The organism is Thiocapsa sp. C2-2m, assembly GCF_041903745.1.
GTDB classification, from domain to species: domain Bacteria; phylum Pseudomonadota; class Gammaproteobacteria; order Chromatiales; family Chromatiaceae; genus Thiocapsa; species Thiocapsa roseilacustris.
In genome coordinates this window covers 1-15,069 of the sequence record NZ_JBBWVD010000035.1, presented here as the reverse complement: position 1 = coordinate 15,069, position 15,069 = coordinate 1, and the positions used below count along the sequence as shown (strand labels likewise).

Below are 15,069 nucleotides of genomic sequence, written 5' to 3'. Positions count from 1 at the left end.
CTTCGGCCATGTGGCCGGCGGTTTTCCGAGGCTTTGCTCGGCGAGCCAGGTGTCATCCTGGCCTTGATGGATTCACCGTCTTGTTGTGTCACAGCCTGCAAGGCGACGCGCGATGGACATCCCTTAGAGTAGCAATCGTGGGCTGAAGCCGAGCAATCGTTATGGCGTCCCACAAGGACTTATCCCTTGAGTATTTCAATCCTTCTACTGACCTTAAATGAGGAAGCGAACCTGCCTGGATGCTTCGCATCGGTTTCATGGTCGGATGATGTAGTCGTACTCGATTCTTTCAGTCAGGACAATACGGTGGCTGTTGCGGAGCTCTATGGGGCGAGGGTCTATCAGCGCCTATTCGATAGCTTTGCGAGTCAACGAAACTATGCGCTGGACCAGATTGATTTTAAGCACGACTGGATTCTGCATTTGGACGCCGACGAGATTGTCACGGCTAAGCTGCATGAGGAGATGCTGAAGGCCATACAGAGCGAGCAGTACGACGCCTATCGCATCCCGTCAAAGATGATGTTTCTTGGCCGCTGGCTCCGCTATGCAGGTTTGTACCCAAGTTACCAGGTTCGACTCGGGCGTCGTGGTCGGTTCCGCTTTAAACAGGTCGGTCATGGGCAGCGTGAAGATTTGGCGCCTGAGCGTGTCGGGACACTGACGGAGCCTTATCTGCATTATTCGTTTTCCAAAGGACTCACCGATTGGTTCGAAAAGCACAATCGGTACGCGAGCGCTGAGGCGTGCGAAGCGGTACGACTGATTGGCGAAGGTCGCGATGTCGAATGGCGTGGAATTGTGTCGCGCGATCGAGTTTACCGTCGCCGCGCACTCAAGGAGATTTCGTACCGCCTTCCGTTCCGCCCGCTCTTGAGATTTCTCTATATGTATCTGGTGCGCAGGGGGTTCCTCGATGGTTATGCGGGGCTGACCTACTGCCGTTTGCTATCCGTCTATGAGTTCATGATCGTGCTTAAGATGCGGGAACTGATGAAGGATTCAGAGGATCGCCCCGTAATTCCGGGCCGCCCGAATTAGGGTTCAGTAGGTGCGGTCCGCCGTGGGGACCGGCGGCTGGTGCGGACCGCGGAGGTTTTGGGGCGGTGTGGTCGAGGCGATCAAACAGGTTTCGTACGTCAGGGTGAACCGATGATTGATCCGAAGACGTGGGCTGTGCGCCGGACGGTCTCGCGCCTTAGAGCGGCCATACATAACTTGCGGGGCTCGTGAGCGAGGCACATCAAACCTTCGATCCGGCATCGGCGGTTTGAAGCGATGGATTGGTTTCAATTTCGGGGGCTGCTGACCGGACTCATCATGCCGTTGTCCGTCGGGCTTGGTCTGGGCGTGGTTGGTCTGGTGCTTGTCGGCATGTCTCGCTCGCTTCGACTGGGAGTGGCGGCCGTCGCTGCTGGACTCCTGCTGATCGCGGTGGCCTCCATGCCGAGGGTCGCCGGGGCGTTGCTGGCGGGACTGGAAGACGCCTACCCGCCGCGTGTCGCGCCGGCTTGCCAGCGGGCCGACGCCATCCTGGTGTTGGGGGGTGCGGTGCAGCCGCTGGTCGAGGGGGATCTGTATCCGCGTCTCCATCGTGGCTCGGATCGGGTGTGGGAGGCTGCCCGGCTCTATCATGCCGGCTGTGCTCCGCGCATGGTGGTGAGCGCGGGGGGCAGCATCGGGCCGCCGTTGCTGGCACCTGAATCCGTTGCGATCGAGACCTTTCTGGTCGATTTGGGTGTGCCGCGGTCGGCGATCCTTTCCGAATCGCAGAGTCGGAACACGCGCGGCAACGCCGAAGCGAGTCGGGCGCTTGTGGAGCCGTTGGGCATCGACCGGGTGCTGCTGGTGACCTCCGCCTGGCATCTGCGACGGGCCGTTCCCTTGTTTGAGCGCGTCGGTTTCGAGGTGATTCCGGTCGGGGCGGATTATCGCGCGCTCGGTACTTGCACCGGAGCGACCTGTTGGCTGCCGAGCTTCGATGCGTTGGGGCTGACGTCCATGGCGTGGAAGGAGTATTTGGGGGCGTTCGTGGGGCGGTGATCCGGGTGGGGGCGGTCGGGCGATGCGGTCGAGGTCGGGTCCGATGTGCGGACCGGCGGGGGTGCGGGCCCGTACTCGCTGGCGCGCTCCCAGGCTCCGCGTGGACGTGTAGCCCCGACGCTCTGCGTCACGAGCCAGAGACCGAGGACCTCGGCGGGTGACGTGCGTTTTCTGGCCATCATGGCCTGATCCTAACAGGGCTGGATGCCGTGACGACGTTTGGCACGCGCGGGTCTTGATCAGTGTTTCGGCCTGGGTCCGCCGACTTTAGTCGGCTTCTGGGGTGGGCGACTTTAGTCGCCCGAGTGCGCCTGGGCGGCGGACTGAAGTCCGCGTCCCCAGTTGCCGACCTGTTCTTTCTCAACGACCACGGAGCCGGCGCACCCGACCGACGCGATCGGCGCCTCGGTCGACACCGTTGGGGAATACTTGAACAGTCGCTCAGCTTGGGAGGCTGGTCCAGGAAGCTCCGCTTGTCGTGGCTAAGCGATGTCTGTCGAGGTGCTGCCGGGGTTCGCAAAGCAGAGCTTTGCGGGCCGCATTCCCAAGCAGAGCTTGGGAACGAGGGCAACGAGGGGAATCGCCGGGACATCGCCGAGTCCGGGGCTTGGCAGGGGCTCAGTGAAAGAGGGCATCCGGGGTGTCGGCGGTGAGGATGCGCACGGACCAGCGGCGCAGGCTGTCGTTGTCGGCCGATTCGATCCGTTCGCGCAGGGCCTCGGCGGCGTCGGCACCGAATTTGTTTTCGATCTGCCAGAGCAGGATGTTGGCCTCGCCTTTCTGGACGCCAATGCGCTGGCCTTTCTCGATTCCGAAACGCTCGGCACTGGTGACGTATGGCATCTGTTTGGTCTCCTCGTAGGTGTAGAGCTCTTGAAGGAAGGAGTCCTCCAGGGTTCTGGGCAGTCGGATCATCCAATCGATGACGCGAAACAGCTCCATGATGTCCTTGCGCGCGTAGCCGCGATCATACATCAGGCGGATGAGTCGAAACTTCCAGGCCTTGCGGGTTTCGGGATCCTTGGTGGCCTTGGCGCGGATCTGGGCCATGACGACCAGGGCGAAGGGGTTGTCGCTGGCCTCCAGTACGGGCCAGCGCTCGGGGGTGTCCCAGTCGATGAGCTTGACCATCGGGAAGCGAAAGGTGATGGAACAGCCCCAGAGGTCATCGGAGTAGTGCTCGGGACGAAAGCGCGGATCGGTGTCGGCGAGCACGGCGAGGCTGGCGACGGGCACGCTATGAGCGTCACGGATCTTGTGGTTGTAGACGAACATGCGCTCGGCGAAGGCTGTTTCGGGCTCGCCCTGCACCTCCACATGCACCAGCACCCAAGCGGGCTGGCCGTCGAGACGGTGCAGACCGACGAGCTTGTCGGCGTAGCGGCGACCGGTGTCGGCGTCGCGGACGATCTGTTGGAACTCCTTGTCGAGGAATCGGTAGCCGAGAGACCAGTCGATGTCGGCGTGGATGCGTGGAAAGAGCAGCGCGAGGAATTCCGGAAAGTAGCCCTCCAGCGCCTCCTTCCAAGGGCTGTCGTGGTCGCTGCGGGGCGTGGGCTCGGCGGTGTCGGTCATGCGGGGCTCCTGTGACGGGCGATCGTCGCAGTTTAGTCCCCTGCAGGGTTTGATGAACACTCAACGTGCCATCCCGTGGCGCTTGAGGACGGATGGTCCCCACAGCAGACGGCCTTGGACATCCTTTCCTTCAGGCCTCGTGGGGTTCCCGATCGGGCGCGAGATTCCGGCCGCACGCTGGGTCCGCCGACTTCAGTCGGCTCCTGGGGCGGGCGACTTGAGTCGCCCGAGTGCGCCCGGGCGGCGGACTGAAGTCCGCCTCCCCAGTTGCCGACCTGTTCTTTTCTCAACGACCACGGAGCCGGCGCACCCGACCGACGCGATCGGCGCCTCGGTCGACACCGCTGGGGAATACTTGGACAGTCGCTCAGCTTGGGAGGCTGGTCCAGGAAGCTTCGCTGCTCGTGGCTAAGCGATGTCTGTCGAGGGGCCGCATTCCCAAGCAGAGCTTGGGAACGAGGGGAACGAGGGGAATCGCCGGATCCGAGGCTGGGCAGCGGCTCACTGAAAGAGCGCATCCGGGGTGTCGGCGGTAAGGATGCGCACGGACCAGCGGCGCAGGCTGTCGTTGTCGGCCGATTCAATCCGTTTGCGCAGGGCCTCGGCAGAGTCGACACCGAATTTGTTTTCGATCTGCCAGAGCAGGAGGTTGGCCTCTCCTTGGCGTTGGCCTTTCTCGATTCCGGCGCGCTCAACGGTGGTGACGTAGGGCATCTGTTTGCTCTCCTCGTCGGTGAAGATCTCTTGGCGGAAGGTGGTTTCCAGTGTGCTGGGCAGTCGGATCATCCAATCGATGACGCGGAACAGCTCCAGGATGTCCTTGCGGCCATAGCCGCGATCATACATCAGGCGGATGAGGCGAAACTTCCAGGCCTTGCGGGTTTCGGCATCCTGGGTGGCCTTGGCGCGGATCTGGGCCATGACGACCAGGGCGAAGGGGTTGTCGCTGGCCTCCAGCGCGGGCCAGGCTTCGGGGGTGTCCCAGTCGATGAGCTTGACCATCGGGAAGCGAAGCACGCTGGGTCCGCCGACTTCAGTCGGCTTCTGGGGCGGGCGACTTTAGTCGCCCGAGTGCGCCCGGGCGGCGGACTGAAGTCCGCCTCCCCAGTTGCCGACTGAAGTCGGCGTACCCAGGGTTCGCAAAGCAGAGCTTTGCGGGCCGCATTCCCAAGCAGAGCTTGGGAACGAGGGGAACGAGGGGAATCGCCGAGTCCGAGGCTGGGCAATGGCTCAATGAAAGAGCGCATCCGGGGTGTCGGCGGTAAGGATGCGTTCGGACCACAGACGCAAGGTGTCGCTGTCGGCGGACGCGACGCGCTCGCGCAGGGCGTTGGCAGAGGTCTCGCCGAATTTCTTTTCGATTTGCCAGAGCAGGAGGTCGGCCTCGCCTCTGTGGTAACCGGCACGCTCGGCACTGGTGACGTATGGCATCTGTTTGGTCTCCTCGTAGGTGTAGAGTTCTTGGAGGAAGGAGTCCTCAAGGGTTCTGGGCAAACTGATCATCCAATCGATGACGCGGAACAGTTCCAGGATGTCCTTCCTCGCGTAACCGCGATCATACATCAGGCGAATCAAGCGAAACTTCCAGGCTTTGCGGGTTTCCGCATCCTTGGTGGCCTTGGCGCGGATCTGGGCCATGACGACCAGGGCGAAGGGATTGTCGCTGGTCTCCAGCGCGGGCCAGCGCTCGGGGGTGTCCCAGTCGATGAGCTTGACCATCGGGAAGCGAAAGTCGACCGAACAGCCCCAGAGGTCGTCGGAGTAGTGCTCGGGACGAAAGCGCGGATCGGTGTCGGCGAGCACGGCGAGGCTGGCGACGGGTACGCCGTGGGCGTCGCGGATCTTGTGGTTGTCGACGAACATGCGCTCGGCGAAGGCTGTTTCGGGCTCACCCTGCACCTCCACATGCACCAGCACCCAGGCCGGCTGGCCGTCGAGACGGTGCAGACCGACGAGCTTGTCGGCGTAGCGGCGACCGATGTCGGCATCGCGGACGATCTGCTGGAATTCCTTATCGAGGAACCGGTAGCCGAGGGACCAGTCGATGCCGGCATGGATGCGTGGAAAGAGCAGCGCGAGGAACTCCGGGAAATAGCCCTCCAGCGCCTCCTTCCAAGGGCTGTCGTGGTCGCTGCGCGGGGTGGGCTCGGCGGTGTCGGTCATGCGGGGCTCCTGTGACGGGCGATGGTCGGAGTTTAGTCCCCTGCAGGGTTTGATGAACACGCGACGCGCCGTCCCGGGGTGCTCGAGTGGATTTCGGTTGATGTAGGGTCCGCTGTGCGGACCGACGGCATCGTCCCGGGGCGACGGTGGTTTGTCGGGCGGATGGTCCGCACAGCGGACCCCTACGGGTCCGGTCGATGCGGGACCGTTGAGATGTGAAGCGATGGATTGGTTCCTACCGGACTGATCATGCCGCTGTCCGTCGGGCTTGGTCTCGGCGTGGTTGGTCTGGTGCTTGTCGGCATGTCTCGCTCGCGTCGCCTGGGTGTGAAGGCCGTCGCTGCCGGGCTTCTGCTGATCGCGGTCGCATCGTCAGGGTGCCGTCGCCCAAGAAGAGGCACTGGTCCGTCGCTGCCGGGCTTCTGCTGATCGCGGTCGCCTCCCTACCAAGGCGAGTCGGGCGCTTGTGGTGCCGTTGGGCATCGACCGGGTGCTGCTGGTGACCTCCGCCTGGCATCTGCGGCGGGCCGTTCCCTTGTTTGAGCGTGTCGGTTTTGAGGTGATTCCTGTCGGAGCCGACTATCGCGCACTTGGCACCTGCAGCGGACCGGCCTGCTGGCTGCCGAGCTTCGAGGCGTTGGGGCTGACGTCCATGGCGTGGAAGGAGTATTCGGGGGCGTAGGTGGGGCGGTGATCCGGGTCGGCGAATCGGGCGGGGATTTCCGTTTGTCTTGTTACCGTGTTCTATACCGACTGCGAGCCGGTGCATCGGAGGAACAGTCGAGCCAAGTTGCGACGCGGCAACGTGCGGCAGGTCAGACCTCCTCTTGCTCGGGTTGCGGGATCCGGCGCGCCGGCAGCGGGCGCTCGAGGCGTTATCGATACCTCTGCTGTCTCGCCCGTTGCTGCGGTTTCTCTAGGGCAAAGTCCGCGCCGGGTTCTGGACGGACACGCCAATCTGGCCTACTGACGGCTGCTGGCGATTTACACGTGCATGATCCTGTTATAGATAGGCGAGTTGGCGGCTAGGCGGGAGAGATTGGGGGGCCGTCTTTCAGGCAGAGGCAGGGTAAGAGCATTATCTACGCTGGACTTATGGATGCGACACGGATGGTAATGGTGCGATGAAGATCTCGGTGGTGACGACGACCTGCTGTTGTGCGGAGACCATCGGCGATTGCCTGGCGTCTGTCGCGAGCCAGACCTATTCGAATCGAGAGCATGTCGTGATCGATGCGGCAAGCCGGGACGGGACCTTGGAGATCTTGCGGGGGCATCGCGACCAGCTTGCCGTGCTGGTCAGCGAGCCCGATGGGGGCATTTATGACGGTTTGAACAAGGGGATCGACAGGGCGAGCGGGGAGGTGGTGGGTTTCCTGCATGCCGACGATGTGTTCGCCGGCCCGGATGTCTTGACGCGCGTCGCCGACGCATTTTCCGCTCCCGGTGTGGATGCTGTTTACGGGGACTTGGTGTATGTCGCTCGCGAGGACACTCTACGTGTCATTCGGTACTGGCGCTCCGGGGAGTATCGTCGCAGCCGGTTGCGTTGGGGCTGGGCGCCTCCGCATCCCACGCTCTATCTGCGCCGCTCGCTGTACGAGCGTTTCGGTGGCTTCGACCTTCGTTATGGCATTGCCGGGGATTACGACCTCATGCTGCGGATGCTGATGCAGTTGTCCGGTCGGGTGGTCTATGTGCCGGAGGTGCTGGTTCGGATGCGGGTCGGGGGGGTCAGCAACCGGTCGCTCAAGCACCTGCTGCAAAAATCTCGGGAAGACTATCGTATCCTTCGCGCCAACGCGGTTGGCGGCCTCGGTTCGTTGGCTTGGAAAAACCTGTCCAAGGTGCCGCAGTTTATAGTTGCGAAAGGTCGAAGAGTCTGACCGGTTTCGCGATGACGTTGATTATGTGCCGCTTTCTTGTCGTTCTTGGAAGATGTTGGGCCGTTGGATCCGGCTGCGTCGGCTCGGCTGGCGGGTGGGGGTCTTTGCGATCGGTTGGGTGAGGGGGCGGTTCGTGATACTCGTAACTTTGTCCATCGTGGCACGTGGCGCGGAGCGCCAGGGGCACGCGTGACATCGCAGAGCGGTTTCACGAGAGAGGAGCGGGTGTCACGAGAGAGGAGCGGGTGTCACGAGCGAGTGACCCTTGTGTGCTCGGATACGCTGGGCCGACGATCTGGTAAGCTTCCGGCGATTCAGTAGGGTAGTTTTGTTTGTCGGGTGAATCACATGTCTTTGTTGAAAGCCGTCGAGCTTTGTCGGGGTGCCGTGGATCGAAGACCACACGGAACGCATTGCGTGGATGGCGGTTGCGTCATGAGTCGACGGTCGGATTCTGATCGAAGGGACGGGCCTCGCTCATTAGGCCGGCCACCCAACCTTCAAGGATGCGTGACACCGCTCCGCGGTGTCACGCATCCCCCTGGCGCTCTGCGCCACGTACCGCGATGGCCGGAATTACGAGCAAGGCCAAGGGACGTTTGTCTGAGGAAAACGGCGGTCCCGGCGGTCTGGATTGCGATCTTTCTGCTCGCCCTGTCACTCACCGGGTGCGGGGGGGCGGTTCCTCGGGGGATTGGCTCCGATGTCGCTGAAACCGCGACGACAGGCGGAAATCCGTTGAGCGGAGATGCGGCGCAGCAGTATCCGACCGCACCGGCCGATGTGGAGACGGTTCCGGTGACGATCGGGCCTCCGCCGGACCCCAGCTTGGAGGATCTGGTCTATCGCATCGGCCCCTACGATCGGTTGCGGGTCGATGTCTTCGGCGTCGAGGAGATGTCCTCGGCCGGTCGGGTGAATTTTCAGGGCTACTATACGATGCCGTTGGTCGGGTCCATCTCCCTCAACGGCTTGACGACGGACGAGGCCGAGACCGAGATCGAGCGGCTTATGGGGAGCCGTTATCTGCGTAACCCGAGCGTCTCCGTCCACATCGAGGAGACGGCGAACATGAGCATCACGCTCTCGGGCAAAATGAACGGGACTCAGCAGATCACGGGGCGAACCACGCTGGGACAGGTTCTTGCTGCCTCGGGCGGCGTTCCGGCTGTCGGTAAAAAGCACCAGATCGTGATTTTCCGTGCGACTGACGAGACGCGCCAGACCCCGAACCCAGAGTTGCGTGCCTATGTGGTCGATTACCAGTCCATCTTGGAGGGCAAGTTGCGTGATCCACTGTTGGTGGGAAACGATCGAATCTATGTGCCGCCGTCGGCTCTCGCGATCTTTTTCGATCCTTGGCTTGGTGTCCTCAGGACGTACAATCCGATCGAGCTCGAGAAGACGGTGGCCTGGTGACTTGCCGATTGCTCAGATGGTGCTTTAGACAATTCATGACTCCCAACCCGAAACAGACTCGGATCGACGCGTGAGCGATTTTTCAAACTCGACCTATCCTCGACTCCCGCCGCCCGGCGGTGGGCCGATGGTTGCCGGGCCAGGCCCGGGCGCTCTCGACTATCCGCGGGGCGCGGGGGTTCAGGACCTCGGCGACGAGGACGAGGGTCTGGATCTCAAGCGCTATCTGGCGATCCTGCTCTATCGCAAGTGGCTGCTTATTTTCGCCGTGCTGCTGGCCTTGATCGCCGGGCTCTTTTATACGGTCCGTGAGCCGCCGGTCTATCGCGCCACGGCGACGGTTCAGGCGACGCCCCCTTCGGGAAGCCCGTTCGGCTTCACCGATCTTTCGGCCATCTCAGCGGCGCGCAACTTCACCGGCGACCAACTGCAACTCCTGCGCAGCACCGTTTTGGCCGAGCGTGCCGCGCAGACCTTGAGCTTGGATCTCGCGCCTGAACCCAAACGGGACGACGCCGCGCTGACCTTCTTCGACGAGCTGCAACAACAGTTGACGCAATGGTGGCATGCACGTCAAGGACGTGCGGAACCGACGGAGCTGGACGATCAGCGCGACCGTCTTCTGGACGATCCGTTGGCGTCCAATCAGGCCGTCGTTGCGACGCGGATCAGAAGCACCCTGGTGGCCACCCCGGTGCGCGACACCAATCTTATTCAATTGAGCATGGAGGGGGAGGATCCACGGGCCATTACGGCCATGTTGAACGCGGTTGCCAAGACCTTTGTCAGTTTTCAAACCGAGCGTCGGAGCGATGACGCCACCTCGACCCAGACCTTTTACGAGCAGCAGATCCAGCGCACCCGCGTGCAGTTGGAGGATGCCGAGCGTCAATTGACGGCCTATGCGCGCAGCAAGGATCTGGTCCATGTCGATAACCTGCTCGAGCATTCGCAGAAGGAGTTCGGAGCACTGCGCGAGCGGCTCGGCGAGGCGGAGCGAAACCTCTTTCAGGCCGAAGCCAAGATGCGCGCGATGAACGAGATCGATGCGCAAGGCAGCTCGGACTTTCTGGGGAGCGAGGTCATTCAGTCGCTGAAGACCCGGCGCGGCGAGCTTCAGGATGAATATCAGCGCAAGCTCGAGGTCTTTCTGCCGGATTATCCGGCGATGGTGCAGCTTCGCAGTCAGATCGAGGCGATCGACGGACAGATTGCGGCCGAGGTCGATTCGATCTCGCGTAGCCTTCGTATCGAATACGAAACCAGCCTCAAGGAGCGCCAGCTCCTCGCCGACCGCGCCGAAGAGGCTCGGTTGGAGCTCTTGAAGCTCCGAGACGAGACGGTCGATTACAACGCACTGGCCCGCTCGCGCGATACGCTCCAGGCCATGTACAACGGGCTACTGTCGCGAGTGACGGAGGCGGAGCTGGTCTCCGGCATCGTGCAGGACAACATCCGCATCGTCGATCTCGCGACGGTACCGGCGAAGCCCTTCAAGCCGGATCTCAGCAAGAATCTTATGGTTTCGGCGTTCCTGGGTCTGGTACTGGGCGTGCTGCTGATCCTATTGCTCGAGCATCTCGACGACTCCTACAAGTCCAACGACGAGGTCGAGAAGGAGACCGGGAGACCGGTGCTCGGCAGCCTGCCGTTCATCGATACCTCGACGGGAGTGCAATCCTCCGCCAACCTGGCCCTCAGTGTCGCGAACGATCCGAAGGGACCCTTGGCCGAGGCCAGTCGCTCGCTTCGGACCTCGCTGATGTTCTCCACCGCGGAGGGTGCGCCGCGGGTGCTGCACTTCACCAGTGCCTCGCCTGGCGAAGGCAAGTCCTTCAGTTGTGTCAGCGTCGCGGCGTCCTTCACGCAGAGCGGCAGTACCGTGCTGTGCATCGACTGCGATCTGCGTAACCCGTCGCTGCACGGGATCTTCGATGTCCCCAACGACGTGGGTCTGACCAATTATCTCGCCGCGGAGATTACTCCGGCCGAGATCGCGCAGCCGACGAGCGTCGAGGGTCTCTTTTTGATCTCGAGCGGACCCATGCCGCCGAATCCGGTCGAGCTGCTGTCCAGCGGCAAGATGATGAATTTACTCAAGCTTGCGGCCGAGCGTTTCGATTATGTGTTGCTCGATGGCCCGCCGGTGATCGGTCTCGCGGATGCCTTGGTGCTCTCGCGCATGGCCGGAGCGTGCCTGTTGGTGATCGATACGGGCAAGAGTACGCGCACCACCGTGAAGGAGAGTTTGAAACGCCTGCAGGGCAGTCAGGCGCGGATCATCGGTGTCGTGATGCAAAAGGTGGGTCAGCCTGGGCAGCGCGGATACGGATACGGATACGGATACGGATACGGATACGGATATCGGTATCAATACCAGTACCTCTATGGTTATGGACAGGAACACAATGAGCGCCCACAGGTCTAGCGGCCCGAGCGGGGTAGGGGAATCGGGTTCGCGCATTCGGGGTCTGGTCTGGCGTATCGGGTTTACCCTGATCTGCGTGGTTCTGGCCTGGCGGGTCGGATCGCTCGGGGTGGCGCGACTCTACGAGGCAGGACTCGACGAGAAGGGTGCGGACGCGGCTCGCCAGGTACTCGATTGGCATGGGGGGCAGCCGGAGGCGCTCTACCGGCTGGGTCTCTCGTTGTTGGGCCGAGATCCGGAGACGGCTCGGGCCTTGCTGACGGAGGCGTATCGGCTGAATCCGAGCCGGGCGCAGCCCTTGCTTGCTCTGGGCGGATTGGCCGTGGCCGAGGACGATCAGGCGCGCGCGGAGGGGTTGGTCGCCGCCGCGGCCGCGCTGGCGCCCGTCAGTGCTCGGGTGCAGGAGGACATCGCCGCCTATTGGGCCGGGCGGGGGCGGTTGGACTTGGCCTTGACGCACTGGTCGCGTGCGATCGAGGCCGGCTCGCCGCGCACGCGGAACATCTTCGAGACCTTTCGCCGGTTGCTGAGTACGCCGGAGGGCGTCGCCGCCTTTCGTGACCTCGCGCGTGAGCCGCCGACGTGGTGGGAGACGTTCTTTGTCGAGACTGCGCAGGGCAAATCGGAGCTTGGACTGGTGCGGCAGCTCTATGCGATGCGGCGGGTGCCGGGGGTTGCGCCGCTGTCGGCGGAGGAGCGCAAGAGCTATGTCGCGCGACTGCTGCGCGAGAAAGAGTTCGAGGCGGCTTATCTGGCGTGGGTCAACAGCCTCCTTCCGGCTCAGCGACAGCAGTCGGGGCTTCTGTTCAACGGTGGATTCGAGCTGCCGTTCACCGGCTTCGGTTTCGACTGGCATGTGGTCAAACACGACCGGGCGAGCGTCTCGCGGGCGCCGGTCGAGGGATCTCAGGGGCAGGCGCTGCGGATCCTGTTTCGCTTCTCGCGGACGCGGTTCGATCATTTTTTCCAGCCTTTGTATCTGGCCCCCGGGGCCTATCGGGTGTCCGGGCGATATCGCAGCGACAAGCTGTATTCGGAGTCCGGTCTGCGGTGGGTCGTCAACTGTCGCGCGCCCGAGAGTGGTGCCCTTGGCGAGAGTACGCGGATCTTGGGGAGCGAGGAGTGGACGGACTTCAGCTTCGAGGTGGAGATCCCGGAGACCTGTCGACATCAAGAGGTGCGTTTGGCGAGCGCCGACATCCTTCGGCTCGACGAGGCGATCGACGGGACGCTTTGGTTCGATGATTTGGTTATTGTTCGGATCGAGGCCATGTCGCCGCTGGAGCGTGCGCGCTCGGCGGCGCGTTTGTCGGCGGATGAGGCCGGGGAGGGGAAGGAGGCGGAGTGATCGGATGTCGGAGTGCGTGAGGCAGGATTCGTGCTCGAGGTAATTTCCGAACAGCTCGATGCGTGTAGGTTGTGCTGACGGCAGGAAGCACAACAGCCGGCGGCGGCGGCGGTTGGTTGTGCCTCGCGGGCTCGGCACAACCTACGGGGCGGCGGTGGCTGGTTGTGCCTCGCGGGCTCGGCGCAACCTACGGGGCTGCGGAGGCTGGTTGTGCCTCGCGGGCTCGGCACAACCTACGGGGCTGCGGCGGTTGGTTGTGCCTCGCGGGCTCGGCACAACCTATGGGGCGGCGGTGGCTGGATCGCTCGGGACGCCTGTACTTGGGTGCAGCGACTGTCTACTATATAGGGCACATGGGGTGTAATGGGATTTCCGGGGGAGTCTTGGGTGCGGTTCGGAAGTGGGTGGGATCTATGATGCGTCGGCGTCGGGTTACGCTGCGCTAACCCGACCTACAGAGGCGGAGGTTGGTTTCGAGCCGTTGCTGTCGTGCGCGGGATACATGATGCGCCTTGGCCTCGCGACGATTCGGAAACCAGGTGAACTCCCTGATTAACGCGTAGGATGGGTAGAGCGACAGCGAAACCCATCCTCCAAACTACCGAGTTGCCGGTTTTTCTCTCATGCCCATGGCGCGGGCGCCATACCGCTGCGTTGCCGGATTTCGGTATGATGCCTTTGGCGCGGGTCGGATGGGTTTCGCTGGCGCTCTTCCCTTCCTACATGTTTCATGGGTTTTGACTGGCGGCGTGAATTCTGTATTTTTCTGTGTCGGGCGCTTACGGAGATTGATATGGCACATGAGCGTTTCATGAAGCAAGCGACTGCGGCGGCTGTTCTGTTCTTGTCTGCCGGGGTTGTGGTGGCGACGGAGCCGACGGGGCGCATCGTCTCGATCGACGGAACGGCGATGGTGTCGCAGGGCGGCCGCTATGTGACGGGTAGCGAGGGTCGGACGATTCAACTCGGTGATCGGCTCATGATGCTCGAAGGGGGCCGCGCGGCGATTTGGTACGGCGACACCTGCGAGTATTTCCTGCTCGACGACGAGGTTCTGGACATCACCGAAAGCAGCCCCTGCGCGACCGGGCGCGGCGGTCAACTGCGGCCCGAGATCGCCGAGATGGGCGCTGTCGAGGCGACGGGTGCGGCGACCGATGCCGTGCGTTTCAGATTGGCGCAGCTCGGTCTTGATTCGCCCATCGACGACGATGAAGAGGCTGCTTTGCTGGAATCCGGATCCGGAACCGGAACCGGAACCGGAACCGGAACCGGAACCGGAACCGGAACCGGAACCGGAATCGGAACCGGAACCGGAATCGGAACCGGAATCGGGGCGACCGCCGGAGCAACGACCGCCACCTTGACGACCGTGCTGACGACCGGAGCGATCCTGGCTGCCGGGGGACTTTTAGTCGAACTCGCCGGGTCGGGAAGCAGCAGCGGTGGCCAGCAACCGATCAGCCCCATCCAATGATGTCTGGCTGCGTTACTCCCTGATGGTTCGATAGAAGAGCTGGTTCGCGTCGAGGCGCCGCACCCTGGGGCGCGCTTTACGGAGTGAAAGGGGTAGTGCTTCGAGCGCTTGCCCGGCGGCTGCGGCTTCTCCGAAGAAGCCGAGCAGGACGACGTCGAAGGTCTCCGTCGACTCCACGAAAAGTCGTGACGGCGCCAGAGGCGAGGTGTCGAGAAAGCGCCTGAGTGCCGCGGGATCCCGCAACGACGCCAGTTGGACGGCGTAAGCCGGTTCTTCCAAGACGACCGGCTGGAGTCCATGTCTCGCTGTCGCGTCCGAGTGTCGACGGGCGAGCGAGGCATCCGCCAATACGCCGACGTCGACCGAAGGATCGAGCGGGCGCGGCCTGATCATCGTGCTGACCGCGGTTACGACCTGCGTGGCCGCGCCATCTGTCGGCCCGACGCCTGTATCTGCCGAATCGAGCCGATTCGGCGGCGTTGCATCCTCCTCCCCCCGATCCGCCATGGCAGGACCGTCATCCCGAGTCGGCATGATCTGGGCTGTGCGGTCGGCCTCTGTCGGCGAGACGGCGCCGCTGCGCTGTCCGGCGCCTGCGTCCTCCATCCCCTGCGTATTCTCTGCAGTCGCCGCTACGACCCTCTCCGCGCCGATGCGTTCGCCCCCCTTTCCCAACCCTCCCCCGTCAAGGGGGGATGGAGTGCCTTCGATCAAGGGTTTGGCGTCTCCC

General features: G+C 63.0%; 12 protein-coding genes. 8 read left to right on the top strand and 4 right to left on the bottom strand.

All coding sequences use genetic code 11. The features are described from left to right. Positions 1-186 precede the first annotated feature (186 nt). A complete protein-coding gene (locus AADX97_RS22610) occupies positions 187-1,041 on the top strand; it encodes a glycosyltransferase family 2 protein (protein ID WP_374236388.1) in 855 nt (284 codons plus the stop codon). Positions 1,042-1,278: 237 nt separating this feature from the next. After that, positions 1,279-2,043, top strand: a complete 765-nt coding sequence (locus AADX97_RS22605) for a YdcF family protein (protein WP_374236389.1) — start codon at positions 1,279-1,281, stop codon at positions 2,041-2,043. A gap of 618 nt (positions 2,044-2,661) precedes the next feature. Here AADX97_RS22605 and AADX97_RS22600 read toward each other — a convergent pair. From AADX97_RS22600 to AADX97_RS22590, 3 genes are all read right to left on the bottom strand, one after another. After that, on the bottom strand, positions 2,662-3,618 hold the full coding sequence (locus AADX97_RS22600; protein WP_374236390.1) for a hypothetical protein: 957 nt from the start codon (positions 3,616-3,618) through the stop codon (positions 2,662-2,664). A gap of 501 nt (positions 3,619-4,119) precedes the next feature. Then, positions 4,120-4,635 (bottom strand): hypothetical protein, encoded by a 516-nt coding sequence (locus AADX97_RS22595; protein ID WP_374236391.1) that lies wholly within the window; start codon positions 4,633-4,635, stop codon positions 4,120-4,122. A gap of 213 nt (positions 4,636-4,848) precedes the next feature. Beyond that, on the bottom strand, positions 4,849-5,781 hold the full coding sequence (locus tag AADX97_RS22590; protein WP_374236392.1) for a hypothetical protein: 933 nt from the start codon (positions 5,779-5,781) through the stop codon (positions 4,849-4,851). A 400-nt stretch (positions 5,782-6,181) separates the two neighbouring features. Between AADX97_RS22590 and AADX97_RS22585 the strand changes: the two genes are divergently transcribed. From AADX97_RS22585 to AADX97_RS22560, 6 genes are all read left to right on the top strand, one after another. Then, positions 6,182-6,463 (top strand): YdcF family protein, encoded by a 282-nt coding sequence (locus tag AADX97_RS22585; RefSeq protein ID WP_374236400.1) that lies wholly within the window; start codon positions 6,182-6,184, stop codon positions 6,461-6,463. A 442-nt stretch (positions 6,464-6,905) separates the two neighbouring features. Further along, positions 6,906-7,667, top strand: a complete 762-nt coding sequence (locus AADX97_RS22580; RefSeq protein WP_374236393.1) for a glycosyltransferase family 2 protein — start codon at positions 6,906-6,908, stop codon at positions 7,665-7,667. Positions 7,668-8,405: 738 nt separating this feature from the next. Further along, positions 8,406-9,086 (top strand): polysaccharide biosynthesis/export family protein, encoded by a 681-nt coding sequence (locus AADX97_RS22575; protein ID WP_374236394.1) that lies wholly within the window; start codon positions 8,406-8,408, stop codon positions 9,084-9,086. A 70-nt stretch (positions 9,087-9,156) separates the two neighbouring features. Further along, positions 9,157-11,514: a GumC family protein gene (locus AADX97_RS22570; protein ID WP_374236395.1), complete on the top strand. Its 2,358-nt coding sequence runs from the start codon at positions 9,157-9,159 to the stop codon at positions 11,512-11,514. Further along, a complete protein-coding gene (locus AADX97_RS22565; RefSeq protein WP_374236396.1) occupies positions 11,495-12,862 on the top strand; it encodes a tetratricopeptide repeat protein in 1,368 nt (455 codons plus the stop codon). The genes AADX97_RS22570 and AADX97_RS22565 overlap by 20 nt, the downstream gene beginning before the upstream one ends. An 811-nt stretch (positions 12,863-13,673) precedes the next feature. Further along, positions 13,674-14,339 (top strand): hypothetical protein, encoded by a 666-nt coding sequence (locus AADX97_RS22560; RefSeq protein WP_374238879.1) that lies wholly within the window; start codon positions 13,674-13,676, stop codon positions 14,337-14,339. A 12-nt stretch (positions 14,340-14,351) separates the two neighbouring features. On the opposite strand, the gene AADX97_RS22555 is transcribed toward AADX97_RS22560, so the two are convergent. Further along, positions 14,352-15,069: hypothetical protein (locus AADX97_RS22555; protein WP_374239324.1), on the bottom strand; the 718-nt coding region annotated here is incomplete at its 5' end.

What these genes read in the sequence shown, in the direction of transcription:
- AADX97_RS22590 (WP_374236392.1), bottom strand. Translation starts at nt 5,781, where the DNA reads ATGACCGACACCGCCGAGCCCACCCCGCGCAGCGACCACGACAGCCCT.
- AADX97_RS22560 (WP_374238879.1), top strand. Translation starts at nt 13,674, where the DNA reads ATGAAGCAAGCGACTGCGGCGGCTGTTCTGTTCTTGTCTGCCGGGGTT.
- AADX97_RS22565 (WP_374236396.1), top strand. Translation starts at nt 11,495, where the DNA reads ATGAGCGCCCACAGGTCTAGCGGCCCGAGCGGGGTAGGGGAATCGGGT.
- AADX97_RS22600 (WP_374236390.1), bottom strand. Translation starts at nt 3,618, where the DNA reads ATGACCGACACCGCCGAGCCCACGCCCCGCAGCGACCACGACAGCCCT.
- AADX97_RS22580 (WP_374236393.1), top strand. Translation starts at nt 6,906, where the DNA reads ATGAAGATCTCGGTGGTGACGACGACCTGCTGTTGTGCGGAGACCATC.
- AADX97_RS22605 (WP_374236389.1), top strand. Translation starts at nt 1,279, where the DNA reads ATGGATTGGTTTCAATTTCGGGGGCTGCTGACCGGACTCATCATGCCG.